Annotated in this window: 19 protein-coding genes, 1 tRNA gene and 1 pseudogene; 9 read left to right on the forward strand and 12 right to left on the reverse strand. The window is 44.6% G+C overall.

Annotated features, from left to right (window positions below; translation table 11 throughout):
• Positions 1-53: 53 nt before the first annotated feature.
• Complete coding sequence (locus BY457_RS06830) at positions 54-401, forward strand: encapsulin-associated ferritin-like protein (RefSeq protein WP_106152588.1); 348 nt, start codon at positions 54-56, stop codon at positions 399-401.
• Between the two features lie 9 nt (positions 402-410).
• Positions 411-1,202, forward strand: a pseudogene (locus tag BY457_RS06835) (family 1 encapsulin nanocompartment shell protein).
• Positions 1,203-1,633: 431 nt separating this feature from the next.
• On the opposite strand, the gene BY457_RS06840 reads toward BY457_RS06835, so the two are convergent.
• From BY457_RS06840 to BY457_RS06850, 3 genes are all read right to left on the reverse strand, one after another.
• Positions 1,634-2,278, reverse strand: a complete 645-nt coding sequence (locus BY457_RS06840; RefSeq protein ID WP_106152589.1) for a SagB/ThcOx family dehydrogenase — start codon at positions 2,276-2,278, stop codon at positions 1,634-1,636.
• 153 nt (positions 2,279-2,431) lie between these two features.
• Complete coding sequence (locus BY457_RS06845) at positions 2,432-3,100, reverse strand: peroxiredoxin (RefSeq protein WP_106152590.1); 669 nt, start codon at positions 3,098-3,100, stop codon at positions 2,432-2,434.
• A gap of 117 nt (positions 3,101-3,217) precedes the next feature.
• The gene (locus BY457_RS06850) at positions 3,218-4,375 is read right to left on the reverse strand and encodes an alkaline phosphatase (protein ID WP_106152591.1); all 1,158 of its coding nucleotides are present in this window, start codon (positions 4,373-4,375) and stop codon (positions 3,218-3,220) included.
• A gap of 238 nt (positions 4,376-4,613) precedes the next feature.
• On the opposite strand from BY457_RS06850, the gene BY457_RS06855 reads away from it, so the two are divergent.
• The 4 genes from BY457_RS06855 (at position 4,614) to BY457_RS06870 (ending at position 6,980) form a co-directional block, all read left to right on the forward strand.
• Positions 4,614-5,273 carry a metal-dependent transcriptional regulator gene (locus BY457_RS06855; protein ID WP_106152592.1) on the forward strand — a complete coding sequence of 220 codons (660 nt, stop codon included), beginning with the start codon at positions 4,614-4,616 and terminating at the stop codon, positions 5,271-5,273.
• 48 nt (positions 5,274-5,321) lie between these two features.
• Complete coding sequence (gene zupT, locus BY457_RS06860; RefSeq protein WP_106152593.1) at positions 5,322-6,137, forward strand: zinc transporter ZupT; 816 nt, start codon at positions 5,322-5,324, stop codon at positions 6,135-6,137.
• Positions 6,138-6,142: 5 nt separating this feature from the next.
• Positions 6,143-6,799, forward strand: a complete 657-nt coding sequence (gene nth, locus BY457_RS06865) for an endonuclease III (protein WP_106152594.1) — start codon at positions 6,143-6,145, stop codon at positions 6,797-6,799.
• A gap of 107 nt (positions 6,800-6,906) precedes the next feature.
• A tRNA-Thr gene (locus BY457_RS06870) sits at positions 6,907-6,980 on the forward strand.
• Between the two features lies 1 nt (position 6,981).
• On the opposite strand, the gene BY457_RS06875 is transcribed toward BY457_RS06870, so the two are convergent.
• Complete coding sequence (locus BY457_RS06875) at positions 6,982-8,112, reverse strand: methyl-accepting chemotaxis protein (RefSeq protein ID WP_106152595.1); 1,131 nt, start codon at positions 8,110-8,112, stop codon at positions 6,982-6,984.
• 798 nt (positions 8,113-8,910) lie between these two features.
• Here BY457_RS06875 and BY457_RS06880 point away from each other — a divergent pair.
• The 3 genes from BY457_RS06880 to BY457_RS06890 all read left to right on the forward strand — a co-directional run bounded on the left by BY457_RS06880 (position 8,911) and on the right by BY457_RS06890 (position 14,821).
• Positions 8,911-10,290, forward strand: coding sequence for a TolC family protein (locus BY457_RS06880; protein WP_106152596.1), 1,380 nt, complete (start codon positions 8,911-8,913; stop codon positions 10,288-10,290).
• Between the two features lie 54 nt (positions 10,291-10,344).
• On the forward strand, positions 10,345-11,517 hold the full coding sequence (locus BY457_RS06885; protein ID WP_106152597.1) for an efflux RND transporter periplasmic adaptor subunit: 1,173 nt from the start codon (positions 10,345-10,347) through the stop codon (positions 11,515-11,517).
• Positions 11,518-11,716: 199 nt separating this feature from the next.
• Positions 11,717-14,821, forward strand: coding sequence for an efflux RND transporter permease subunit (locus BY457_RS06890; RefSeq protein ID WP_106152598.1), 3,105 nt, complete (start codon positions 11,717-11,719; stop codon positions 14,819-14,821).
• Positions 14,822-14,899: 78 nt separating this feature from the next.
• On the opposite strand, the gene BY457_RS06895 is transcribed toward BY457_RS06890, so the two are convergent.
• From BY457_RS06895 to BY457_RS06930, 8 genes are all read right to left on the reverse strand, one after another.
• The gene (locus BY457_RS06895) at positions 14,900-15,796 is read right to left on the reverse strand and encodes a nucleotidyltransferase family protein (protein ID WP_106152599.1); all 897 of its coding nucleotides are present in this window, start codon (positions 15,794-15,796) and stop codon (positions 14,900-14,902) included.
• A 120-nt stretch (positions 15,797-15,916) separates the two neighbouring features.
• A complete protein-coding gene (locus BY457_RS06900) occupies positions 15,917-16,357 on the reverse strand; it encodes a threonyl-tRNA synthetase editing domain-containing protein (RefSeq protein WP_106152600.1) in 441 nt (146 codons plus the stop codon).
• A gap of 92 nt (positions 16,358-16,449) precedes the next feature.
• Positions 16,450-18,144 (reverse strand): glutamate formimidoyltransferase, encoded by a 1,695-nt coding sequence (ftcD, locus tag BY457_RS06905; RefSeq protein ID WP_106152601.1) that lies wholly within the window; start codon positions 18,142-18,144, stop codon positions 16,450-16,452.
• Between the two features lie 61 nt (positions 18,145-18,205).
• Positions 18,206-19,444, reverse strand: coding sequence for an imidazolonepropionase (gene hutI, locus BY457_RS06910; RefSeq protein WP_106152602.1), 1,239 nt, complete (start codon positions 19,442-19,444; stop codon positions 18,206-18,208).
• Between the two features lie 337 nt (positions 19,445-19,781).
• Positions 19,782-21,044, reverse strand: coding sequence for an adenylosuccinate synthase (locus BY457_RS06915; RefSeq protein ID WP_106152603.1), 1,263 nt, complete (start codon positions 21,042-21,044; stop codon positions 19,782-19,784).
• A 138-nt stretch (positions 21,045-21,182) separates the two neighbouring features.
• Positions 21,183-21,659: a Fur family transcriptional regulator gene (locus BY457_RS06920; protein ID WP_106152604.1), complete on the reverse strand. Its 477-nt coding sequence runs from the start codon at positions 21,657-21,659 to the stop codon at positions 21,183-21,185.
• A gap of 215 nt (positions 21,660-21,874) precedes the next feature.
• The gene (locus BY457_RS06925; RefSeq protein WP_106152605.1) at positions 21,875-24,100 is read right to left on the reverse strand and encodes a RelA/SpoT family protein; all 2,226 of its coding nucleotides are present in this window, start codon (positions 24,098-24,100) and stop codon (positions 21,875-21,877) included.
• A gap of 84 nt (positions 24,101-24,184) precedes the next feature.
• Positions 24,185-25,462, reverse strand: coding sequence for a M16 family metallopeptidase (locus BY457_RS06930; RefSeq protein ID WP_106152606.1), 1,278 nt, complete (start codon positions 25,460-25,462; stop codon positions 24,185-24,187).
• Between the last annotated feature and the right edge of the window lie 6 nt (positions 25,463-25,468).

Consider the following 25,468-nt stretch of genomic DNA (forward strand, 5'->3'; position numbering starts at 1 on the left):
TTGGGTGAAACACAACAAAGTTGAGGTAAAATATTAATCTAAAAATTATAGTTATGTCAAATTATCATGAACCGGCAGAAGAACTGTCGCAAGAAGCCAGGAATTTTTCCAGGGCTTTGAATAGTTTGAAAGAGGAAGTGGAAGCTGTTGACTGGTATCATCAGCGTGTTGATCTGACTGACGATGAGTCGTTGAAGAAAATAATGGCACATAACAGAGATGAAGAGATTGAGCACGCATGTATGACCATTGAATGGTTGCGTCGCAATATGCCCGGATGGGACGAAGAACTCCGTACTTATCTGTTTACTGAAGGCGATATTACCGAGCTGGAAGAGGGTGAAGAAGGTGGTGCCGGAGGAAGTTCAGATTCTCTGGGTATTGGAAAAATTAAAAAATAAAGGATTAACATGGATATTTTAAGGAAATCGATGGCTCCCATTTGCGATAAAGCATGGGAGGAGATTAATGATAGTGCTACGGAAGTATTGACATCTGTGCTTTCGGCAAGGAAGTTTGTAGATGTGGATGGCCCGAAAGGTTGGGATTTTCCTGCTTTGTCACTCGGCCGTGTGGACGTTCCCAAACAACAGGGTGGAGATGTACAGTATGGCATTCATCAGGTTCTGCCTTTGATTGAAACACGTGTGCCTTTTGAGTTGAACATCTGGGAGCTGGATAACATTGCTCGTGGCGCAAAAGATATTGACCTTGACAATATGGAGGAGGCTGCCCGCAAACTTGCACGGTTTGAAGAGGATGCCATCTACAATGGTTTTAAGGCCGGTAATATCAAAGGAATTAAAGATTGTTCCGATCATGATGCACTCATATTGCCCGATAACGATGACGAGATAATTGGTGTAATATCATAGGCAATTGCTAAATTGAAGGCTGCATCTGTGGAGGGACCTTACACCTTGGTGTTGAATACCGAATTGTGGCAGCGTTTCAATTCATCAGGTCAGGGATATCCGTTGCGTAAACGTATTGAAAGCCTGCTTGGTGGTTCTATTATTATGGCCCCCTACATCAAAGATGCTTATCTGGTATCAGAACGAGGTGGTGATTTTGAGATGGTCATTGGTCAGGATATTTCCATTGGCTATGAATCGCATAATCAAAAGACTGTTCAGTTATACTTTACCGAGTCATTCACATTCCAGTGCGTGGATCCGGCTGCCGTGGTAGTACTGAAGTAGGTTTTTATACTCATCAATAAAAAGAAACCGGAAAATGCTCTGAAAAGAGACTTTCCGGTTTTTTTATTTTTCTCCCTTATCAATAATCTTTTAATCTTGGTCAGGGTCGTGGAGGTTCGATTTTTAGGTTTAATTAGTTTCTGTCCATAAAGTACCACTTGCGTCGTTACGCTTGCCGCCAAAATACTCATTTACGATTAGTAAACTCCGTTTTTGGCGACTTGCGCCACCGCTAAAGCTTTAGGCGGCACGCGGTCGCAAGCCTAGCAATTGGCACTTTCTGATCAGAAACAGCTCCAGCCAGAAACTTTCCCGACTTTATAGACGGGCACTAATTAGGTGTGTGATAAGATATAGAAAGTCAATGTCATACGATTTTTCTAATAGCTTATCTCTAAGAATCTAACGATTTGTTGCCTTGTGTTTGTGTGTTATTTGGCATGGCCAATGGTATGTGCCAAAATAACTTTATGTAACGGGGAGAGCCCCAGAGCTTCTGCAAAAGCCTCTTTGTCTATCCAGGCACGAACCACGCAAACAAGTCCTTCCGAGGCACAGGCAAGATAAGTGTTCTGGGCAATGAAGCCGGTATTGGCATGTGATGTGGCAATGTGTTGCGGGGTAATCTCCCCGGGATTGTGGACACCTGTCTTCTTCATGTTAGCCACATAAACAAAATTGACTGGTGCTGTGGAAACAAAATCCTGACTTCCGCAATAGGATCTTAAGTCGCCTTCTTTTATGAGGTCAAGCTGATGGCTTGCTGCATTATAGAGATAGGCACCATCTTTTAAAACCACATAAAGTTCCATCTCCTGCTTGTTCATGGAGGAGGGAGCTGTGCGTTTCTTTAACTCCTTTCGGTTATATCCCCATGCAGCCCAGCAAAGATTTGATAGCTGTTGTTTTGTCAGATCTTCTGAGCTGAATTCCCGGCTGCTGCTGCGCTCACTGAGTGCTTCCATCAAGGGCAATCCACCGGTTTTGTCGGGTTCTGGTAGGTTGATGTTCTGGCCGTTGAGCATTGCAGGAATGCTGAAAAAAGCTAAAAAGATCAGTAAAAGTTGATTTTTCATGATTCGGTATGTTTATGGTGTTTAACTTTTTCTTTGATGGGTTTAAAGATATATCGTTTAATTTTTTCGGAAAAGCAAATAAAAAACCGGGACAAATGGATGTCCCGGTTATGAAGTCTAAATAAAATTATGATGTCATGGTTTTTAGCGTTTTCAGACTTTTAAATCCTTTTTGGAGAGGTAAAAGTCAATCCGATCAATTCCGGTTTCTTTGTTGCGCTTGTCCATTTCTTCCAAAGTTTTGGGAGGAGGAACAATTACCTGATCGCCCGGTTTCCAGTCGAGTGGAAGAGCTACTTTATGCTGGTCAGAAACCTGCAGTGCTTTCAACGCTCTGAGGATTTCATCCATGTTACGTCCCACATTCAGCGGGTAGTACATCACAAGTCGAATCTTCTTCTTTGGGTCAATGAAGAAAACGGCGCGTACAGCAGCAGTTTCTGCTTCGTTGGGCTGCAACATACCGTATTTTTTTGATACGGACATATCCAGGTCGGCGATGATTGGGAAATCAAAATAGACACCGGTTTTCTCTTTTACGTTGGATACCCATCCCAGGTGGGCGTGAATACTGTCAATACTCAATCCAAGTAACTCGGTGTTGAGATCGTCAAACTCTTTTTTACGCTGCGCAAAACCGCTCATTTCTGTGGTACATACAGGAGTGAAATCTGCAGGGTGCGAAAAGAATACGATCCACTTGTCCTTTGCAAAATCGGACAAGGTAACTTGCCCCTTGGTGGTAGTGGCAGTAAAATCAGGTGCCTGATCTCCAATGCGGGGCATTGAATAAACTTCTTGTTGTACTTCTTGATTTTCCATCTTTATTATTTTTATGGGTTTTTGAATAATGATTTAATTATTTGATGAAACAAATGTAAGTGAACAAAAGTTCGTTATCAAATCGATTATTTCAATGCAATATAGATGGAGAATATATTATTCGTCAAACCCGAACAGATACATCATTTTGTGGAAAATATCGGTATTTTTCATGATGCCGGTAAAGTGCTCAGCGCCGGGGCCCACTGCAAACACAGGAACCATAATTCCGGTGTGGCTTCCTGTCGTGTATTTGGCATGAACTTCTCCTTTTTCAAAATCGCCTGACTCAATGGACATGCCTCCTGTTTCATGGTCGGCAGTTACAATAATCAGGGTTTCGCCGTCTCCGGCGGCCAGCTCAATTGCTTTGCCAACAGCTTTGTCAAAATCCAGCATCTCCTTTATGATGTAGGCGGTATTGTTTTCATGTCCGCCCCAGTCAACCTGGGAGCCTTCAACCATCAGGAAATACCCTTTGTCGTCTTGATCCAGTGCTTTTATTGCCTTAGCGGTTCCTTCCTGCACCAGGTTTCCACGTTCGGGGTATGTGGGGTTGTGTTTTGGAGCGGTCAGAATGGCCATTGGGAGACGATGATAGTTTTCTGCCTGATAAAGGGAGTCGAAGATGCGATAGTTCTTTTCCTCAAGTTCTTTGAGCAGATTACGTCCGTCCTTGCGTTCTTCAAAAAAGCTTTTTCCACCACCGATAAAGATATCGATGTCGGTTTTCAGAAAGTCTGCCGCAATCTCCTCATAGTTGTTTCTCGACACATTGTGTGCGATGAACGAAGCTGGCGTTGCGTGAGTGATGGCAGATGAAGAGACCAGCCCTGTTGCTTTCCCGTGTTTTTCAGCAATTTCGAGAATGGTAGGTATGGGTTTTTTATTCACATCTACTGCAATGGCTCCGTTGTAGGTCCTTTGGCCGGTGGAGAGTGCTGTCCCTCCTGCAGCAGAATCGGTGGTGTAATCATCGGCACTTTGAGTGGTTGCAAAACCGGAATATGGAAGGTTTGTGATATTCAGCGCTCCTCCGTTAGCTGTGTAGGCAGCAAAAAGTTGTGCGGTTCCCATTCCGTCACCAATCATCAAAATGATGTTGCGGGGTTTTGTCCCAATGGGAATGCTCTTTTCGGGAAGCCTGGAGACTTCATGTTTTTCAGGGTTGGTAAAATGCTCTTTTAAATTCCTTTTGTCTTTGTAATCTTCCTGAGCAGATACTCCAATGCTTAGTGCAAAGGATATTAAAAGCAATATCATTGTTGATTTCATACTTCTGATGTTTTATTGTTTTTATGGTAAAAAATGAGCTTTAATTTTTTTAAATAGTCTTGTGTTCAGAGTCTTTTTGTGTCTCTTTAGGAAGTTCGATCCCTGTAAAATTGTTGCTTTTCTTTGGTAAAAACAAAAAATGTACCTGAAAGGTTTGTTAATAAATTGCGAACAAAATTCAAATGCCCTTGTTTTTTATTTTAAGGTTGCTTAAACTTGTTATTAAAATAGTTTAAACATGTCGGTTTCTATTGATAACTTTTTAAAGAACATTTATCTGTTGAATCAGGAAACGGCAGGTGCTGTCACCAGCAGTAACCTTGCAGGGAGGCTTGAAGTATCGGTGGCTGCAGTTACGGATATGGCCCGGAAGCTTGGGAAGCAGGGGCTGGTAGATTACAAACCTTACAAGGCATTGAATCTGACAGAACGTGGAAATGAACTGGCGCTGAAAATTATACGTAAGCATCGCCTTTGGGAATTGTTTCTGCATCAGGTTTTGGGACTTGATTTATTAAGTGTCCATCAGGAGGCGGAACGACTGGAGCATCATACCTCCGATGAGTTGATGAATCATATCAGTCGCTTCCTGGGGCATCCTGATTTTGATCCACATGGAGATCCTATTCCCGGAATAGGAGGAGATGTTCCGTCTGAAAAGGGGGTAATTCCTTTGACTGAGATTCTTGAAAATCAACAATGCATTGTAAAGAAATTACGTTACCGAAATTCAGAAACTTCGGATATGTACGATCGTTATGGACTCATGACAGGACTTGTTTTAAGGGTGATCAGAGTGTTTCCCTTTGATGGGAGCATTGAGGTAAAGTACGAGGATGGGAGTGAAGTGGTCCTATCGGGGAAGCTGGCGTCCAATGTTTTTTGTGTCAGGAAGTAGCTTTCCTGAGAGAATTTTTACTGTTAAGAAAGATAAAACTAAATAAATATGGATTGGAGTAATATTTGGTTTGCATTCGGGTTGACCCTTTTCGCAGGTTTGTCAACAGGTATCGGGAGTGCCATGGCTTTTTTTGCCAAACGAACGAATACACGATTTTTATCCATCAGTCTTGGCTTTTCTGCTGGGGTAATGATTTACGTCTCCTTTGTGGAGATATTTGCCAAAGCTCAGGATTCCTTGTCGGAAGCACTGGGCCATGAGGAGGGCACCTGGCTGACGGTTGGAGCTTTCTTTCTGGGCATTGTGTTTATTGCACTAATTGACCGGTTCATACCCAAGGGAGAGAACCCGCACGAGATGGAGATGATTGAGAATATGAATTCAGCGCAACGCAAAGAGAATAAGGACCGAAGGCTTATGCGAATGGGGGCCTTTACTGCATTGGCCATTGGTATTCACAACTTTCCTGAAGGCCTGGCAACATTTACTGCGGCTATGAATGACCCCAATCTGGGTATTGCCATTGCAGTGGCCATAGCTATTCACAATATTCCGGAAGGAATTGCCGTTTCCGTCCCTGTTTATTATGCTACGGGGAATAAGAAGAAGGCTTTCACACTGAGTTTCCTGTCAGGATTGTCTGAACCAATTGGAGCCATTATCGGATACATCCTTCTGATGCAATTTATGAGTCCCCTGGTTTTTGGGATTGTGTTTGCCGCAGTTGCCGGTATTATGGTTTTTATCAGTATTGACGAATTGTTACCTGCTGCCCAGGAGTATGGCGAGCACCACCTGTCTATCTATGGACTGATAGCAGGGATGGGAGTGATGGCTTTGAGTTTGTTGATGTTTATTTAAAGAATATGAAAAGAGAAGAACGTTATAAAAATGTTATCACCTGGTTTCAGGAGAATATGCCTGTGGCCGAAACAGAACTTCATTATACCAATCCATTTGAGTTATTGGTTGCTGTTATCTTGTCGGCTCAATGTACCGACAAAAGGGTAAATATGATTACCTCGTCGGTGTTTGAGCAATGGCCTACCGAGAATGAGTTGGCTGAGGCAACACCGGAAGAGGTTTTTGAAGTAATCAGGAGTTGCAGTTATCCAAACAACAAGAGTAAACACCTGGTGGGGATGGCGCGTATGCTGCGGGATGATTTTGGGGGAGTGGTTCCTGATGATATTAAAGAACTTCAGAAGCTTCCGGGAGTAGGACGCAAAACAGCCAATGTAATTGCTTCCGTGGTGTATCAAAAACCGGCAATGGCTGTTGATACGCATGTTTTCAGGGTTTCCGAAAGAATTGGTTTGACGGTAAAGGCTAAAAATCCATTGGATGCAGAGATGCAACTGGTGAAATACCTGCCTGAGGAACTTCTGCCCATTGCACATCACTGGCTGATACTACATGGCCGGTATGTCTGTCTGGCCCGAAAACCAAAATGTGAGAAATGCGGTCTGAAAATGTGGTGTAAATATTATTTGAAAAACAATGCAGCAAAAGAGGTGAAATAGACCTATTTTTGAAAAGGTTAAGGCTGAGTCTGAGGATAAGAAAAAATTATTGTTTCTCAACTTTAATCTCAGTCTCAACCTCAGTCTTTGCCTCAAATTCTATTCTTGCCGGTGTAGCTCAGTTGGTCAGAGCAGCTGTTTCGTAAACAGCAGGTCGGCGGTTCAAATCCGCCCATCGGCTCCTATTCTATTTCTTTTGACAGGCTTTGAGATTTAAAAAAGGAGATAAGTTCCTTCAGTTGTTTGGCCTGTTCTGACAGTTCATCGGCACTGGAAGCCAGTTCTTCACTGGAGGCTGCATTTTGTTGTGAGATGTCATTGAATTGTTGCATTGCGCTGTTTACCTGACCTACACCGGAGCTTTGCTCCGAGCCGGCAGCGTTAATTTCCTGTACCATCAGGGTGGATTGTTCAATTTTGGGTATTACCTCTTCCAGTAATGATCCTGCTTCATTGGCCAATCCCAGGTTGTTGTTACTTAACTGTGCAATTTCCGTGGCTGCCAGCTTACTCTTTTCTGCCAGCTTTCTTACTTCTGCTACCACTACAGCAAAACCTTTTCCATGCTCTCCGGCGCTGGAGGCTTCAACTGCTGCGTTGAGGGCCAGGATGTTTGTTTGAAATGCAATGTCGTTAATGATATTGATTTTATCGGCTATTTCCGCGCTGGCTTGTACGGTTTCTTTCGATTTTTCTCCCACCTCTCTAATCATTCTGGCAGTTTTGGATGTTATCTGCTCTGTTTTTTGCGAATTGAACGAGTTCTGGTCGATGTTGGCCGATATCTCTTCCATGGTAGAAGATACTTCCTCCACAGAACTGGCCTGCTCCGTAGCTCCCTGCGATAATTGCTCTGAAGAGCTGCTGAGTTGCTGACTGGCCGATAGCAGTGAGGTGGCGTTGGTGTCTATTCGGGAGATTATTCTTTTCAGGTTTGATGAAAGTTGAAAGATGGCATTGTTGATTTGCCCCAGTTCGTCTTTAGAATTGGTTTGTTCCACTTCAGTGTCCAGATCTCCTTCTGATATTTTGCTGAGTTGATTGATGGCTTTCTCCAGGGGTTTGCGCAATGTCCGGTTGATGTTCCAGAATACAACGGTTCCCAAAAGTATATTGAGGGGCGTAACAAAAGCGGCCATGGTGTTGCTCATCATGCTTTCTATTGAAGATATAAAGGCAATGAATATCATTAGTATCACTATCGGGAGGCTGATTTTAAACATGATGGAACGGCCAAAAATGTATCTTAACAGTACCACAGCTATGGGGATGACTACAATGCTTGTCAGGGCTTCTTTTAATAATTCATTCATGGCTTACTTCTTTCGTTTTGATATGCTGAATTGTGGGCAGGTGGAAGGAATATGTCTTCTTTGTCAGGAAGAAAAATGAAACGAGCATGGTAAGGGTTGCAACAAAAGACAATGTATAAATTCCTCACATGCGAGTTTCATCCGACCTTGAAAAATTAATTTTATACGGATGAAATATCAGGACACAGAATCATGAGGTATTTACGCAAATCCGGGGGGCAAGGTTATCTCTGTTTGATGGAATTATGGTCGAATTGACGCCAATTCTTGTTAAGGAAAACGAATTTTTATGAAAGGATGCCGGTGGTTAGTAGTTGATACATAGTCTGGTGGAGTTTGTGTGTTTTGAGTTGATTAATCGAACAACTTTCGAACGGGAGTGGATTTTATTCCCCGTTCTCTGGTTAACTCATCTTTTTTTTTAAGAGAAAAGTTTTACCGGAATATTCAAGAAATAATTTGCCTGACCTGGAAGAGGTTTCATTCCAGTTTTTAAACTTTCTTTTGTTGATCATGTTCTAATATTTAAATAGTGTTTGTCCATAAAGTACCATTTACTGCGTTATGCTTGCCCGAAAATCCCTCATTTACTTAAGTAAACTGCGTGTTTTCTGGCTTGCGCCACCGCAAAAGCTTTAGGCGACACGCGGTCGCAAGCCTTGTAACTGGCACTTTCTTGACAAACACATGACCAGAAAAAATATTGCTTCTTTCAGACTCTAAATAGTTGCATCTGTTGACTGCCTGCAATACGAATTATGCCATGATGTCGCGGATTGCAATAATTATTCGATAGCCATGGAGCATACCAGATACTTTACAATTCTTATTGTTTTCCTCCTGCTTTTCACGGGGTGTTCACCCAAAACATCCGAAGTTCTTCTTCCTGATGATGCTCTGGTGGAATTTTCTCAGTCGGGAGAAATAGAAATTTCCGACAATTGGTGGGAGGCTTTTAAAGACCAACAGCTCAATGATTTGGTGGATAGTGCACTCAATGCCAATTATGATGTGCAAACTGCATGGTATCGCTTGCGTGAGGCGGAAGCAATAGCGAGGCAGGCTCGGTCCTCTTTCTTCCCACAGGTCGATGGTTCAGGGAGGGGACAAGTTATCGATACTGATGTCAGCGGTCAGTCCGAAGTTTATGAACTGGGACTTTCAGCCGGTTATGAATTGGATTTGTGGGGGAAAGTTCGTTCGGAGGCCAGGGCTCAAAGCTACCGGCAACAAGCTTCTTTTTATGATTTTCAGGCCACCGCGTTGTTGCTTAGTGCCCAGGTGGTAAAGGGATGGTTTGATCTTTTGGAAGCCCGGCAGCAGGTTGCACTTGCCAGGGATCAGAGACAGACCAACGAGAAAATGCTGGAGCTGCTCCAGACCCGTTTTCAGAATGGTCTGGGCAATCTGGCTGATGTTTTGAGACAGCAGCAGCTGATGGAGTCCACCAGAGAGCAGGAGATTGTTGCCGAAACCAGACTACAGATTATTCACAACCGACTCTCTGTTTTGCTTGGTAAACAACCTCAAAAGCAGGATGTTATGGATTTAGATCACCTGGTCTTTCCTGATCTGCCACCACTTCCTAAAACCGGAATGCCTGCAGAATTAATTCGGCGTCGCCCCGACATTCAGCGTTCTATGGCCTTGTTGAAGGCATCTGATCAGGACCTTGCTTCGTCTATAAGCAATCTTTTCCCCAGGATTTCTATTTCTGCTTCTCTTTCTACCGAATCTCCCAATGCAGAAGATTTATTTGATGACTGGGTACGTTCTCTGGCAGGAAGTGTTTTGGCTCCTGTTTTTTACGGTAATAGGCTGCAGGCAGAAAAAGATCAGGCAGAAGCGGTGAGGAATCAGCGGATTTATGAATACGGGCAAACTGTACTTTCTGCGTTTCAGGATGTGGAAGATGCTTTGGTAGAGGAGAAGCAGCAGCAAAGACGACTTCAAAGTATTGAAAAGCAGTATGAACTTGCCCAAAGTGCCACAGAGCAGGTGCGGTCTTCCTATTTCAACGGGGTCGGAAATTATCTGGATGTACTGGATGCGATGGATACCCAACAAAATCTGAGAAGACAGTATTTATCCGAAACCCTCACTCTGCTGAAGTATAGAATTGACCTCTATCAGGCACTGGCAGGGGGTTTTGACACAGATTTTTCTGTTGAAGAGTGACCCTGAGCAATACAACAAAAAAAGAACCTAAAATCTGATTAAACGGGATTAAAGATGAGTAAGAAGAAGACATTTATAATAGCAGGTTTGATTCTTTTAGCAGCCGCTGCTTTGGTCGTTGTGGTATTTCTTACCGAACCTACAGCTCAAAGAGAGAGCGCTACACGCGAGACAGCCATGCTTGTGGATGTAATAACTGTGGAGCGGGGGAATTACCGGCCTGTAATTATGACCACCGGAACTGTGGAGCCGGTTCGGGAAATATCTCTAAGTCCGAGGGTAAGTGGTGAAATTGTGCGAAGAGCGGGAGTTTTTGATCCGGGGCAGTCAGTAAGGGCAGGTACTCTGCTCTTGAAGGTTGATGACGCGGATTACCAGAATACTTATGCCTTGCGAAAGGGGGATCTGGAAGAGGCCCGGGCCAACCTGACAATTGAAAAAGGAAGGCAGGATGTGGCCCGAAGAGATTTTGAACAATCTCAGTTGACGTTGTCTGATGAGCGAAAGGCACTTGTTCTCAGAGAACCCCAGCTCAAAACTGCAGAGGCTGCTGTTATGGCTGCTGAATCGGCACTTGATCAGGCGGCGCTTGATTTGCAGCGTACATCTGTTGTTGCTCCTTTTGATGCGTTGATACTGGAGCGAAATGTGGATGTAGGGTCATTGGTTTCTCCGGGGCAGGACCTGGGGCGTTTGGTGGGAACAGAAAATTATTGGGTTGTCGCTGCAGTGCCCCAGTCCATGCTTAGGTGGCTCGTTTTTTCTGGAGATGGCAGTGTGGAGAATGGGGCTGAAGTGAAAATTTTTAATAGCAGCGCATGGGGGCCTGAGGGTTACCGAACCGGAGTGTTGCAAAAGATGGTGGGCGAACTGGAAGAATCCACCCGTCTGGTGAAAGTGCTGATTTCAGTGCCTGACCCTCTGGGAATAACAGAAAGCCGGGAATATTTACCTGAACTGCTGATTGGTTCATTTGTGGAAGTCGAAATCGAAGGTCGTGAAATTGAAGATGTTGTCAGATTGAGTCGCGATTATCTGCGAAATCAAAATACGGTTTGGGTGATGCATGACGGGAAATTGAAAATCAGGAAGGTGGATGTGAAGTTGACAGATGCCGGAAATGCTTACATAAAAAGTGGGCTGGAGGATGGAGATCAGGTGGTTACCACCAATCTGGCCACAGTAGTGGAAGATGCTCCACTAAGGGTTGAGGAAGAGACTGATTAGTGTTTGTCCATGAACTAAGCAAATTTTGTTTTTAGAGCTGTTCCTGGTCAGAAAGTGCCAATTGCAAGGCTTGCGAAGCCGCCAAAAGTGCAGTTTACTTACGTGAATGAGCATTTTGGCGGCGAGTATAACGACGCAAGTGGTACTTTATGGATAGAGACTGAATAGTGATTTTTAAGAATAATCAGATTTGATACAGATGCCAAATAATACATCAGAAAAATATAAAGGAGGGAAGGGGCTGATTGCCTATATGGCGCGAAATTCAGTGGCGGCCAATTTGCTGATGATTGTACTTCTTGGAGGCGGGCTCTGGACGATGTCAACGATCCAGAAGGAGGTTTTTCCCCAGTTTCAGTTGGATATTGTGGAGGTGAGTGTGGCTTATCCCGGTGCAGCCCCTGCCGAAGTAGAGTTTGGGATATTGATGCCTGTAGAGGAAGCCATTCGCGGCGTGCAGGGAATTAAAGAGATTACTTCAACGGCTTATGAAGGTTCCGGACGTGTTTCTATTGAGCTGGTACCGGGAACGGAGCGAATGAAGGCTTTTCAGGATATTGAACAGGCTGTGAACCGGATTCGGACTTTCCCTGATGATATTGAAGAACCTGAAGTTCGCTTGCAGTCGCGGCAGCGGGATGTGATGGAGATTGGCATTTACGGTGATGTGGATATCTGGACACTGAGAAACCTGGCTGAGCGGTTGCGTGACAGGTTGCTGACCAATGAGGAGATCACCCAGGTGGAGATAGGCAATGTTCCGGATATGTTTACACATGTGGAAATTCCCCGATACCGCTTGCGGGAATACGGACTGACGCTCGATGAGGTGGCCAATATTATTGCACGCTCCAGCGAAGATATTCCTGCCGGAGCTCTTGAAACGGGGAGTGGCGAAATACTTCTGAGGATGAAGGAGCGGAAACAGTGGGCCCGAGAGTTTGAAAAAATAGAGATTATCCCTTCTCAGTATGGAGGTGCCGTGACCCTGGGCGATATCGCTGAAGTGACAGATGGTTTTGAGGAGACCGGATTTCACGGTGAGTTTAATGAGCAGCCCACAGTGGATTTGCAGATTTACCGGATAGGTGATCAGTCACCTCTGGAAATTGCCAGAGTAGTGGAGCAGGAGCTGGCCGGATTTGAGGAGACACTGCCTCCCGGAGTGCAATACCGGATCGACAGTAACCGGGCTGAAGATTATCGTGAACGCCTGTCGTTATTGACCGAAAATGGACTGATGGCTGTGGTAATTGTGTTGCTGATTTTATCACTTTTTCTGGAATACCGGCTCTCTTTTTGGGTGATGATGGGTATGACCATCTCGTTTATTGGAGGAATTGCCTTCTTACCCATGATCGGTATCAGCATCAACATGATTTCCATGTTTGGTTTTTTGGTTGCCCTGGGGATTGTGGTGGATGATGCCATTGTGGTAGGCGAAAATGTATATGAATACCGGCAGCGGGGCATGGGATTTTTGGAGGCTGCCATTAAAGGAAGTAAAGAGATTGCCCGGCCGGTGGTTTTTAGTATTCTGACCAATATTATCGCTTTTATTCCGCTGCTCTTTATGCCCGGAGAAACCGGTAAGTTCTGGTGGCCTCTTCCGGCAGTGGTGATTACCGTGCTTGCCATATCGTTGTTTGAAGCGTTGCTTATTCTTCCGGCCCATTTGGCTCATCCAACCGAAAAATCGCGGTGGAAAGCGGGACAATTCATCGAAAAGGTCAGAGATACTTTTGGACATCGTTTCGAGCATTTTGTGGAAAACCGTTATACGCCTTTTCTAGATAAGGCCCTGAAACACCGTTATATTACACTCAGTATAGCCATTGGTCTTTTTGTAGTTGTTGGAGGATATGCCTACAGCGATCACATGGGGATTATTATGATGCCCGAGGTTGCTGCTGATGAAATTGAGGCAGGAGTTAGTCTTCCGGTGGGAACAACGCCCAAACAGGCTGCCAAAGTGGCCCGTGACATTACGCGTTCTACCCGTCAGATGTTTGATGAGCATAACCTTTTTGAGGTTGCCGAAGGAATTAAAACCAATGTGCGTGGCCAGAGCTTTATCGATGTGGAGATTGTAATGAAAGATCCGGACGAACGTGATATGTCGGCTGCCGAATTGATTGCTTTGTGGCGTGACGAAATCGGGGATATTGAAGGGGTGGATCAGATCACTTTTGAAGCAGAACGGGGCCCGGGCGGCTGGGCGCAGGATATCAGTGTGGATCTGAGTCATTCCAGCATTGAGGTATTGGAAAAGGCCAGTATGGCATTTCTTGAAGAGGCAGAAGCCTTTGAAGTAACGCGTGATGTGAATGATAACTACAATGCCGGTAAAATGCAATTCGATTTTAAATTGTTGCCGGAAGGAAGACGACTGGGATTGACACCTACTGAAGTTGGTCGCCAGATTCGTGCTGCTTTTTATGGATCTCTGGCCATGCGACAGTTGAGAGGAACCAATGAGGTGGAGATGCGTGTGAAGCTCCCTTATCATCAAAGGGCGGATATTCATCATTTGGAAGATTTTCTTATTCGTACCCCTGAAGGAGTTGAAGTTCCGTTGCTGGATGTAGTCAGTCTGGAAGAGGGAGAAGCATTTACCAGCATCAACCGAAGGGATGGAAGACGGGTTGTTTCTGTGGGAATGGATGTGGAACCCAAAAGCGCGGTTTCGCAGGTGATGAAATCACTCAATGCGGAGGTGCTTCCCCGTTTGCGTGCCGATTATCCCGGAATTACCTGGAGCTTTGAAGGAAGTCAGGCCGATATGCGTGAATCTACTCAGGTGTTGTGGGGTGGTTTCTCTATGGCTATGCTGATAATCTATGCCTTGCTGGCGGTAGCATTTAACAATTACGTTCAACCGCTGATCGTCATGTTTGCCATCCCTTTTGGAATTGTGGGAGCTGTCATCGGACATATTCTTCTGGGGCATGACCTGTCGCTGGTCAGTCTTATGGGAATTATTGCACTCTCGGGGGTGGTGGTGAACGACTCTCTGATAATGGTCGATTATGCCAATCGTAAACGGTCAGGGGGCAGTGCCTTTGATGCTATTCACGAAGCAGGGGTTCGTCGTTTTCGCCCCATCATTCTTACCACTTTTACCACTTTTGGTGGACTGACACCCATTATTCTGGAAACCTCCAAGCAGGCCTATCACCTCATTCCAATGGCCATTTCGCTGGGATTTGGAATTCTGTTTGCCACTTCCATTATCCTGATTATTGTTCCCTGTCTTTTTATGGTGCTGGAGGATGTTAAGCGGTTAAGGTGGAGTAAAGGTTGAGTTTTGTTTCCGTATAAAAAAGGGTTGTTTTTCATATTTCAGAAAAACAACCCTTTTGTATAATCTGGTTGAAAGAATCTACCAAAGTTTTGCGGGGTATTCACCCTTCTCAATAAGTTTGTTGAGGCTTTCCTGTACAATAGGTTTATCCTCCTGATAAGTGACGCCAAACCATTTGGCATCGGTGTCAATTACTTTGGTGGAGGCTTCACCGGCTTTGATTAATTCATCGGCTCTCACGTTGAAATAGTATTCCGATTTCATCTCCTGACCTTTTTCTGCCAGAAACCTGTTGAACCCTTTCTCCAGTTCACTGAAGAAGGTGGGTTTGAAGATCCAAAAGTTCATGGAAACAGGCTCGTTGCCGGTCAATTCCGTTTTACTATCACCTTCGTAAAAGAATACTTTACCGTCTTCCCAGCCTATTTTTGTGCGTTCTGTAACTTCCTGCAGATATCCTTTGCTGTCAGTTTCGCAAACCCCTCTTGAAACAGTTCCATGTTCCGAAAGAGTATTTTTAAGTGCATAACCAATCATGGCATACTCATTTTCTTTCGGATTATTGTTGATGAAGTCCACTGCACTTTTGTATGCCTCATGTCCATAGAAGTCATCGGCGTTGATGATGGCAAATGGTTCATTGATTACCTCTTTAGCCATCAGCATAGCATGACCTGTTCCCCAGGGTTTTTCTCGTCCCTCGGGAATGGAGAATTCTGCAGGAATATTTTCCAGTTCCTGAAAAACGTATTCGGTCTCAATTTTTCCTTTCAGGCGACTTTCAAAACGTTCCTTAAAAGCATCTGCAAAAGAGGGACGGATCACAAAAACCACTTTCCCAAAACCGGCACGTATGGCATCAAAGACAGAGTAGTCGATGATGGATTCCCCATTGGGGCCAAGTTCGTCCATTTGTTTCAGGCCGCCATAGCGACTGCCCATTCCTGCTGCCAGAATCAATAATGTTGGCTTCATAACTGCTATTTGTTTAAATGGTGAGCTGCAAAAATAGCAAAAATCCTGAGGAGTATTTCCGGTAATTGAATTTGGATCTGTAAACTCAACCCCAAATCCAGTACTCACACCTCAACCCTTCTAAAGATCGCCCCACACCCGTGCCATGGAAAACCCGGGTGCTTCCATGTCCAGATCCAGAAAAAAACCGAATGGCGTCTGACTTGCGGTATAGTCTCCGTTGTTCAGTCGTTTTTTGGTGGCATCAAACAGCCGGGAAGTAAACTGTAGCGACGCTTTGGATGCTGACAAATGGGCAAATGAGTGGAGCAGAATGTCGTTGGTGTTGTTCTTTCTGGCCACCCACTTGAGGTGGTTGGCCAGTTTTTTCTCTCTGCTCTTCAGGTCGCGTTCTTCATCCTCTGCTTCTACCTGGATGAAAGCTGTAATACAATCTTTATGTTCGTCCTGGTGTTTGATAGCAGCGGTGTCGGGATAAAAGACCTTCAGCTCTTCATCGGTCAGGTTCTGCTCCGCTGTTTTGTATGCAAATCGTTTGGTGTAGAATACGAGAACTTTCATTCGTAAATAATTTATCTAAGTTATTGGTCTGATGGAACTCGCATGTAAGAACCTTATAAATATTCTATTGTGGTTCCCTTGCCATGCTCGTTTCATTTTATTTTATCGTTTACAATCTTCATTATGATTTTTTCTTCCAGCAGGGCTTGTTCTTCAATAGCTTTGCCTTTGTTGATCAGTTCTCCTGCCAGTGTTTTGTCGGATAGTCCTCCTGCATTGATAAGTACATTGAGCATGGCGCCGCGTACCGCTGCCCGGGCGCACAATGCGCCCACTCCTGCGTCGCTAACCGAGTTAGGGTTGCCGTTTTCTGCCATGTCTTTGAGCAGGGAGAAACTTTCGAAGGCTGTTTTCATAACTTTTAGTGGAACCCGGGTAGCGTATTCAGTGGCTTTCTGAATGGCTTCGGTTCTGGCAGACTTCTCTTCTTCATTGCTTTTGGGAAGAGAAAAGGCGTCCATGATTTTGTTGAATGCCTGTGTATCTTCATCTACCAACAATAGTAGTTTTTGTTGGATTTTCATTCCCTTTTCTGCAGCGGTGGAAAACGCTTCCCAACGGTGGTCCCAGCCCCGTTTGTGTGCAGAGAGGTTGGCCACCATTGTCCCCAGTGCGGCTCCCAGAGCCCCGGTGTATGCAGCAATGGAGCCTCCTCCGGGTGCCGGAGATTCTGATGCTGTTTCGTCGGCAAATGATTTTAGTGTCCGGTCGGTAAGTTTTTTGTTGCTTTTATCTTTCAGTATGTATTCTATGATTTTTTTGTCAGGTTCGAACGGATATAATTCATCCAGCCCCATTGATTTAACGGCAATTCTGATGAGTTCCTCCTCCGGCAGACCTGTGGAACGACGCTGTTTTTTCAGGAAGTATCTTCCTGCCTCCAGCATGGCCTCCAATGGTACTACGCCCACAAGCTCCGAACCGGTTACTCTCAAGCCCCTGGCAGCAGCTTGCTCACAGGTTGCATCAAAGGCTTTATGAAGAGGCGTTACCGTAATATCTGTGAGGTTCATGGAGATTTGAGCGATTCCGTATTCTTCAATAAACCAGCCAATTCCTTTGACTGATTTAAGCAGTCCGGGTTCCCAAACTTTATTTCCTTTTTCATCAGTCACTATTTTCCCTGTAATGGGATCACCCTCTCTTTTAACACGCCCTCTTTCCCGAATGTCAAAGGCTACTGAGTTGGCTCTCCTCACCGATGTGGTGTTGAGGTTGACATTGTAGGCAATCAGGAAATTTCTGGCTCCAATGGCTGTAGCTCCGGTTTTTGCTGTGTTGTGATTCCACGTGGCCGGACCGTAATCGGGTTTCCATTCGGCGGTTGTGAGTCTTTTTTCCAAAGCTTCGTATTCGCCTTCACGGCAGTTGGCCAGGTTTTTTCTTTTTTTCTCATTGGCAGCTGCTTCGTAGCAATAGACAGGGATTTCCAATTCTTCCCCAACCCGTCGGGCCAGTTCGTTTGCAAGTTTAGCCGTTTCCTCCATGGAGATACCTGACACAGGAACCAGGGGACAAACATCGGTGGCTCCAAAACGGGGGTGGGCACCTTTATGGTGGCGCATATCGATAAGCTGTGAAGCTTTTTTAATGGCCCGAAAAGCAGCTTCCGTTACCGGTTTGGGCTCCCCGACAAAGGTAACAACTGTCCGGTTGGTTGCTTTTCCGGGGTCCACATCCACCAGTTGAATCCCTTTTACTGCCTGTATTTCATCGGTTATCTGTTTGATGATGGCCATATCGCGTCCTTCCGAAAAATTGGGGACGCATTCTAGAAGTTGTTGCATGGTTTTTGGTTTTTAGTCAAAGCTGTAATTCTCGGTAATAATTTTTTATTGTCTTGTCGGATTATTGAATCTTTCCGTTAAGGATGGTTTTTTCCACTTTGTTTTCACCATAGGCATAAGGGATATATTCTATGCCGGGGATTGGTTTGGTAATGATGAGGTTGGCTTTTTTTCCTTTGGTGATGGTTCCCAATTCATTTTGCAGTCCCATGGCATAGGCACCGTTGATGGTGACTGCATTAAGGGCCTCGCGGGGTAACATTTTATACAGAATGCTTGCCATGGATATGATTAACTGCATATTTCCGGAAGGGGAAGAGCCCGGATTGAAATCTGTCGCCAGGGTGAGAGGCAGTCCTGCATCAATGATTTCTCTTGCCGGGGCATATTTCAGATTGAGGAAGAAGGCTGCACCCGGAAGAATAACCGGCATGGTGTCTGAATTAAGCAGAGCTTTTATTTCTTCTTCTCCTGTATATTCAAGGTGGTCAACAGATAGGGCTTTGTATTTGATGCCGGTCTGGATGCCACCCGAAAAATCGAGTTCGTTGGCATGAATTTTTGGCTGCAGTCCATATTTGGCTGCTGCTTCCAGTATTCTGTCGGTTTGATTGACGGAGAAAAATCCACGATCGCAGAATACATCCACAAAGTCGGCTAACTGTTCAGCTGCTACTGCCGGTAACATCTCATTGATGACCAGATCTACATATTTGTCGGGCGTTTCTTTGAATTCAGCAGGCACGGCATGGGCCCCCAGAAATGTGGAGCGGATGGTTACCGGACTTTCCTTTTTCAGCCGTTTGATGACTCTGAGCATTTTCAATTCGGTTTCTGTGGTAAGTCCGTAACCGCTTTTAATCTCTACGGCACCGGTTCCCCAACGTACAATCTCCTGAAGTCGAAGCATGGCATCTTCAAAAAGTTGGTCTTCACCTGCTTTCTGCATTTTTTTTGCAGAATTAAGAATTCCGCCCCCCCGTTTGGCTATTTCTTCGTAACTGAGACCTTTAATTTTATCAGTGTATTCTATTTCGCGCGATTGCGGGAAAACCAGATGTGTGTGTGAATCGCACCATGCGGGTAAAACAAGGCGATCTGATGCATCAAGGACTTCTCCTGTCTGGGATTGCGGGAGCTCATTCATAGGTCCGAAGTCACTGATAATCCCGTTTTTAATCAGGAGCCAGCCATTTTCGATGACCGGAAGATCCTGCATGGATTTACCGGATACTTTTTGGGGAGGAGTATTGTTTGCTGAAACCAGCTGTTTGATGTTTTTTATAAGTAGTGTGTTCATCAGAATAGTTTTTTAGACTGCATTTAAAGATACAAAAATTGATTCTTTAAAGGTTGAATCCTGATGCTGAGTTTCCTCATGCTTTTTGTTACCAGAGTCTGTCCATAAAGTACCACTTGCTGCTTCGCAAGCCTTGCAATTGGCACTTTCTGATCAGACACATGACTTTTTACAAGCTTTCCCGACTTTATAGACCGCACTACTAAGGCAATGAATCAAAAAAAGCAGCTCTCTCAATACATTGAGAAGGCTGCTTTTTTGTAGTTTAGAAGAGGTTGACCTCAAGTCAAAACCCCAACTATTCACTACTGGCTATTCCCTATAAATTATTTTATTCCTATTCTCTGACAATTGTCTGTTCTCTGTCGGGGCCTACCGAAACAATTGTGATGGGAACTTCCAGTTCATCTTCCAGGTACTGGATGTAGTCTTTCAGTTGCTGGGGAAATTCCTCTTCCGACTTCAGACCTGTGAGGTCACAATTCCACCCGGGGAGTTCTTTATACACAGGTTCCAGACTTTCAGGAAGCTCAAATGGGAATTCTTCTGTGACAGTATCCCCAATTTTGTAGGCAGTGGCAATTTTAATTGTTTCAAAGCATCCCAGCACGTCGCTTTTCATCATAATCAATTTGGTAACCCCGTTAATCATAACGCTGTACTTAAGCGCTACCAGGTCAAGCCATCCGCAACGACGCGGTCTCCCTGTGGTACTGCCGAATTCGTTGCCCTCTTTTCGCATCTTGTCACCATCCTCATCAAATAGTTCGGTAGGGAAGGGCCCTGATCCCACTCGTGTGCAGTAGGCTTTAAAGATGCCGTAAACTTCTCCGATATTCCGGGGAGATATTCCCATTCCGATACAGGCACCTGCACAAACAGTGTTGGAGGAGGTAACAAAAGGATATGAGCCAAAGTCAATATCCAGTAGGGTTCCCTGCGCTCCTTCGGCCAAAATCGACTGACCGCCTTTGATGTATCGGTTCAGTTCATGCTCACTGTCAATGAGCGTAAACTCTTTGAGGGCTTCAATGCCTTCCTGCAGACCTTTTTCATATTCAGAAAGATTGTATTCGAAACCATACATCTTAATCAGTTGCTCATGCTTTTCTTTTAAAGCAGCATATTTCTCATCAAAGCCGGACAGGATGTCGCCTACGCGAATGCCGTTACGTCCGGTTTTGTCCATATAGGTGGGGCCAATCCCTTTCAGGGTTGAACCAATTTTTGTTTTTCCTTTTGAAGCTTCAGAGGCAGCATCCAGAATTCGGTGTGTCGGCAGAATCAGGTGCGCCTTTTTGGAAATGAAAAGCGAATTGGTCAGGTCGATGCCTTGGGCTTTAAGCTCGTCAATTTCTTGCTTAAAAATGATTGGATCCAGCACCACGCCGTTTCCAATGACGTTGATTTTGTCACCCTGGAAAATTCCCGACGGGATGTTGTGAAGAACAAACTTCTTGTTGTCGAACTCAAGCGTGTGCCCTGCATTTGGGCCACCCTGAAATCGGGTTATTACATCATATTTCGGGGTCAGAACGTCCACGACTTTTCCTTTCCCTTCGTCGCCCCATTGTAATCCTAATAGAACATCAACCTTCATTATTCCAAGTGTTTGTGATAGTTTGAATTATGGTCCGGGTTGCCAGACTTTTGTGCAATAAAAATCGGAAGGCCTACCTGTTAGGTTGACATTCCGATGCGTAAAAGTAAACATTAAAAATCGTAAAACCTTAAATTGTCAGGAATTTTTGTTTTGATTCTTTTCCAGCTTCTCCTTACACTCCTTGCATGTGCCGTAAACATAAAGAGAATGATGTGCAACAGTGAATTCCAGATTATTGGATGCGTTGTCCAGGACTATTTGAATGCTTGGATCACAAAATTCCGTTACTTTTCCACAGTTGGTACAGATCAGGTGGTCGTGTTGCTTAGATTCAAATGCTTTTTCGAACTGAGCAATGTTTTTTCCAAACTGGTGTTTAATTACCAACTTGCAATCCAGTAAAAGGTCAATTGTATTGTACAATGTGGCCCTGCTTACCCGGTAATTTTTGTTTTTCATGAAGATGTATAACGACTCAATGTCGAAATGCCCTTCACGAGAATATATTTCATCCAGGATGGCATAACGTTCCGGAGTTTTCCGGTGACCGTTTTTTTGCAGATACTCTGTGAATATTTGTTTGACCGTTTCTTTGTTGGATGGCCTGCTCATAGCATGTTCCTGTTAATTAAAATGTAACAATTTGACCCTTTGTTTTGCAAAGATAAAAATTTTATTTAGAATAAAACCAAATTGAATTAACGAGGCGGGGTGGTAGGGGATTATCCTTCATAGTTCAGTCATTGCGAACGTAGTGAAGCAATCTCAATTTTTAACCGGACAGCAATGATAAAAAATTATAGTTCGAAAAATTATGGTTCATGACCCTAACTTCCGTGAATTCTTTCCTGACGGGTGACGTTGTGCAAACCCTTTATTTTCATAAGGTTGAAAATAAGATTGTTGAGGTCTTCTGTGTTGTGGATGTAGATATAGATGGTGCCTTCAAAAATGCCGTCGTGACTCTCCACATGTATAGACCGCATATTGACGGTCTGATCTTCCGAAATGACCTTGGTTATTTTGCTGACAATGCCAATCTGATCGATGCCTGACAGGTTGATGACAGCCAGAAATGATAAAATTTTATGTGACTCCCATTCGGCGGATACGATGCGATTTCCCTGGCTCGACATCAGGCGGATGGCTACCGGGCACTTACGGCTGTGCAGAATCAGTTTATCGTCCTGATCGAGGTATCCCACCACGTCGTCACCCGGGATCGGATTACAGCAAGGAGCAATGATGTATTCCTCGGTTTCCATATCGTCCGAGACCACCATCTGCGTTTTTTTACTCTCTTTGCCAATGTTTTTCTTTCCGGATCTTTCGTTGTTTTTTCCGAACGAAAGGCGCCAGTAACGGATCCATTTATTGGCTGTTTTATCGCTGAGTATTTTATTCAGGTTTTCGAGGTTGATGACCTCTTTTCCTATTTTAAAATAGAGTTCTTCTTTACTTGGGAGGTTGTAATAGGTCTGAAGCTTTTTCAGGATTTTGGCATTGGTGGTTAGCTTTTTCTCATTCAGTGCCTCTTCCAGTTTCTGCTCTCCTCTGTGGATAATGCCTTTTCTTTCTTTCTTAAACGCGTCTTTAATTCGGGTTTTCGCTTTTGCGGTAGTCACAAAATTTATCCAGTCGTACTTGGGTTTTTGTTTCTCAGAAGTGAGAATCTCCACCTGGTCACCACTTTTCAGTTCATAACTGATTGGAACCAGCTTGTAATTAACTTTAGCACCTATACACTTGTATCCCAGTTCGGTGTGGATCTCGAAGGCCAGGTCGAGAGCTGTGGCTCCTTTGGGCATCACTTTTACATCCCCTTTTGGGGTGAACAACATAATCTCCTGGGTAAAGAGGTTCAGCTTAAAATCATCCAGGAATTCAAGCGAATCAGAGTCCGGATTGTCGAGCACCTCACGGATGCGTTGTAACCAGTTGTCTAATTCAGATTCCTTTTCATTGGCTCCTTTGTATTTCCAATGTGCTGCAAACCCTCTTTCGGCAATTTCATCCATTCGGTCAGTGCGAATCTGAATTTCTATCCAGTTGCCTTCAGGCCCCATCAGTGTTGCATGAAGGGCCTCATATCCGTTGGCTTTCGGAGTGCTTACCCAATCGCGCAGACGGTCTGGTTTTGGTTTGTAGATATCTGTAATCAACGAATATATGGTCCAGCACTGGGCTTTTTCCGGGATACCCTCTTTGGGGGTAAAAACAATCCTGATGGCCAGCAAATCATAAATCTCCTCGAACGGAATTTGTTTGCGTTGCATTTTTCGCCAGATGGAATAGATTGATTTGGGGCGTCCTTTCAGGTCAAAATCATATCCTTCTCTCGACAGTCGCTCGATGATGGGGAGCGAGAATCGGGTGATCAGGTGTTGGGTTTTATCTTTGTAATCTTCCAGTTTTGCTGAAATCTCTTCGAATATCTTCGGATGTTCATATTTGAAAGCCAGATCTTCCAGTTCCGATTTTATGGTGTAAAGGCCCAACCGATGGGCGAGGGGAGCATACATGTAGAGCGTTTCACCGGCTATTTTCAGGCGTTTGTGCTCTGGCATGGAATCCAGTGTGCGCATATTGTGCAGCCTGTCCGCAAGCTTGATCAGGATGACCCTGATGTCCTCGACCATGGTGAGAAGCAATTTGCGGAAGTTCTCCGCCTGCTTTGACTGTGTCTGGTCAAAAACCCCTTCCAGTTTGGTCAGGCCATCTACAATGTCGGCAACTTTTTTACCAAAAATTCCTTCAATATCTTCGAGTGTGTAATCGGTATCTTCAACCACATCGTGCAGCAGCGCAGCAGCCACCCCTTTGGCGCCCAGACCAATTTCATCAGCAACAATACGAGCTACGGCCAGTGGATGGAGAATGTACAATTCCCCGGACTTGCGCCTTACTCCCCTGTGGGCTTCGCTGGCCAGTTCAAACGCTTTCTGGATAAGCCGTTTTGATTCAGCATTCTGGCAGCGGGGGCACAATTCCAGCAGCTCGTTGAACTGTTGCTTAATCTCTTGTTCTTCTGATATTTTTGGTTGTTCACTCATATCGGAGGTTTACCTGTCGGGCCTAAAATAATGAATATAATGGTAAAATAGTATTTGAATGAGAGGTATTTTTATCCGAAAAAATTAAACGCCTGCCGTGACTGTCCAAAAATCTTCAGGGTTCAGGTATTGGTTTGCCAAATCTTTTATCTGAGCAGATGAAATATTTCGAATAATCGAAATCATCTTTTCATAAAAGCTGAAGTCCATTTCGTATTCCTGGAGCGTACGGTAGATGTCAGCGGTGGAAAAGGGCCCGTCAAAATTGCGGAGGAGTTCTCCCATCATATAGCGTTTTACCATATTGAGCTCATCCTCGGGAACCAATTGTGTTTGAAGAATACGGAACTCTTCAAAGATGGCTTCGATGGCTTTTTCCCGGCTTTCGCCTGCCACTTCGCTGCTGATGCCCCAGATGCCGCTTTGCTTCAGAGGCATGATGAAAGAGCCAATGCCATAGGTAAGACCTTTTTCTTCCCGGACTGAGGTCATCAGGCGTGATCCAAAATAACCGCCCAGCAGGGTATTGAGAATCTGAAGCGGTATGAAATCGGGATGATGATTGTTGAAAAGAGGTCGTCCGATGCGAATGGCTGTTTGCATGGCTCCCTGCTTGTTGATATGTAATGTTTTGTTGGCTGGCGGGGTTACTTCAGGAACCTGCGGTTCTGAGTCGATGTGCTTTTTGGGTGTTTGCCCGAAATATTGATTCAGTAAGGGAATGAGCTGATCTCCCGGCTGTCCTGCAACAAAAATTCGGGCCATCTCCGGACGATAGTGATTTGCATGAAACTCCCTGAGTTGGGAGAGACTGATGGTGTTGAAATGCTCTTTTTTCAACTGCTTTCCGTAGGGGTGGTCTGCTCCAAATATGGTTTCACTAAATGCCCGTGAGGCAATGGTTTTTACCTTCTCACCCTCAAAAACAAACTCTTCATATTTTTTTTGAAGATACAGATCATATTCATGTTCCGGGAATGATGGACGGGTAATGATTTCATGCACAATTTCCAGCATTTGCGGAAGATGGCGGGTTAAACATAGGAATGTAAAGACCGTATTGTGATGAAAGGTCTGTGAGTTGAGAAAAGCTCCCAGAAAATCAATCTTCTCAGAAATTTCCACAGACGACTTGGTTAAAGTTCCTTCCTGCATCAGGTTGGCAGTAGTGGAAGCAATCAGTGGAATACCTGCCTGGATGGCTCCGGCGGGGAACTCGATGTCTATTTTGGTGACTTCCTGGCTTCCGGCTCTGAGAATGGAAACAGGCACCCGGTTGTTAAGTTGATGCTGCTCAACAGGCAGAAAATCAATTCTCTCGATGTCTCTAAATTCAGGGGCACTGGTTGTGATTGATGCCATATGGAA

Origin of the sequence: Marinilabilia salmonicolor (assembly GCF_003003035.1) — a bacterium.
GTDB classification, from domain to species: domain Bacteria; phylum Bacteroidota; class Bacteroidia; order Bacteroidales; family Marinilabiliaceae; genus Marinilabilia; species Marinilabilia salmonicolor_A.

Bases quoted from the DNA above. Each gene is read 5' to 3' on its own strand.
- BY457_RS06830 (WP_106152588.1), top strand. From the start codon at position 54: ATGTCAAATTATCATGAACCGGCAGAAGAACTGTCGCAAGAAGCCAGG.
- BY457_RS06840 (WP_106152589.1), bottom strand. From the start codon at position 2,278: ATGAAAAATCAACTTTTACTGATCTTTTTAGCTTTTTTCAGCATTCCT.
- BY457_RS06845 (WP_106152590.1), bottom strand. From the start codon at position 3,100: ATGGAAAATCAAGAAGTACAACAAGAAGTTTATTCAATGCCCCGCATT.
- BY457_RS06850 (WP_106152591.1), bottom strand. From the start codon at position 4,375: ATGAAATCAACAATGATATTGCTTTTAATATCCTTTGCACTAAGCATT.
- BY457_RS06855 (WP_106152592.1), top strand. From the start codon at position 4,614: ATGTCGGTTTCTATTGATAACTTTTTAAAGAACATTTATCTGTTGAAT.
- zupT (WP_106152593.1), top strand. From the start codon at position 5,322: ATGGATTGGAGTAATATTTGGTTTGCATTCGGGTTGACCCTTTTCGCA.
- nth (WP_106152594.1), top strand. From the start codon at position 6,143: ATGAAAAGAGAAGAACGTTATAAAAATGTTATCACCTGGTTTCAGGAG.
- BY457_RS06875 (WP_106152595.1), bottom strand. From the start codon at position 8,112: ATGAATGAATTATTAAAAGAAGCCCTGACAAGCATTGTAGTCATCCCC.
- BY457_RS06880 (WP_106152596.1), top strand. From the start codon at position 8,911: ATGGAGCATACCAGATACTTTACAATTCTTATTGTTTTCCTCCTGCTT.
- BY457_RS06885 (WP_106152597.1), top strand. From the start codon at position 10,345: ATGAGTAAGAAGAAGACATTTATAATAGCAGGTTTGATTCTTTTAGCA.
- BY457_RS06890 (WP_106152598.1), top strand. From the start codon at position 11,717: ATGCCAAATAATACATCAGAAAAATATAAAGGAGGGAAGGGGCTGATT.
- BY457_RS06895 (WP_106152599.1), bottom strand. From the start codon at position 15,796: ATGAAGCCAACATTATTGATTCTGGCAGCAGGAATGGGCAGTCGCTAT.
- BY457_RS06900 (WP_106152600.1), bottom strand. From the start codon at position 16,357: ATGAAAGTTCTCGTATTCTACACCAAACGATTTGCATACAAAACAGCG.
- ftcD (WP_106152601.1), bottom strand. From the start codon at position 18,144: ATGCAACAACTTCTAGAATGCGTCCCCAATTTTTCGGAAGGACGCGAT.
- hutI (WP_106152602.1), bottom strand. From the start codon at position 19,444: ATGAACACACTACTTATAAAAAACATCAAACAGCTGGTTTCAGCAAAC.
- BY457_RS06915 (WP_106152603.1), bottom strand. From the start codon at position 21,044: ATGAAGGTTGATGTTCTATTAGGATTACAATGGGGCGACGAAGGGAAA.
- BY457_RS06920 (WP_106152604.1), bottom strand. From the start codon at position 21,659: ATGAGCAGGCCATCCAACAAAGAAACGGTCAAACAAATATTCACAGAG.
- BY457_RS06925 (WP_106152605.1), bottom strand. From the start codon at position 24,100: ATGAGTGAACAACCAAAAATATCAGAAGAACAAGAGATTAAGCAACAG.
- BY457_RS06930 (WP_106152606.1), bottom strand. From the start codon at position 25,462: ATGGCATCAATCACAACCAGTGCCCCTGAATTTAGAGACATCGAGAGA.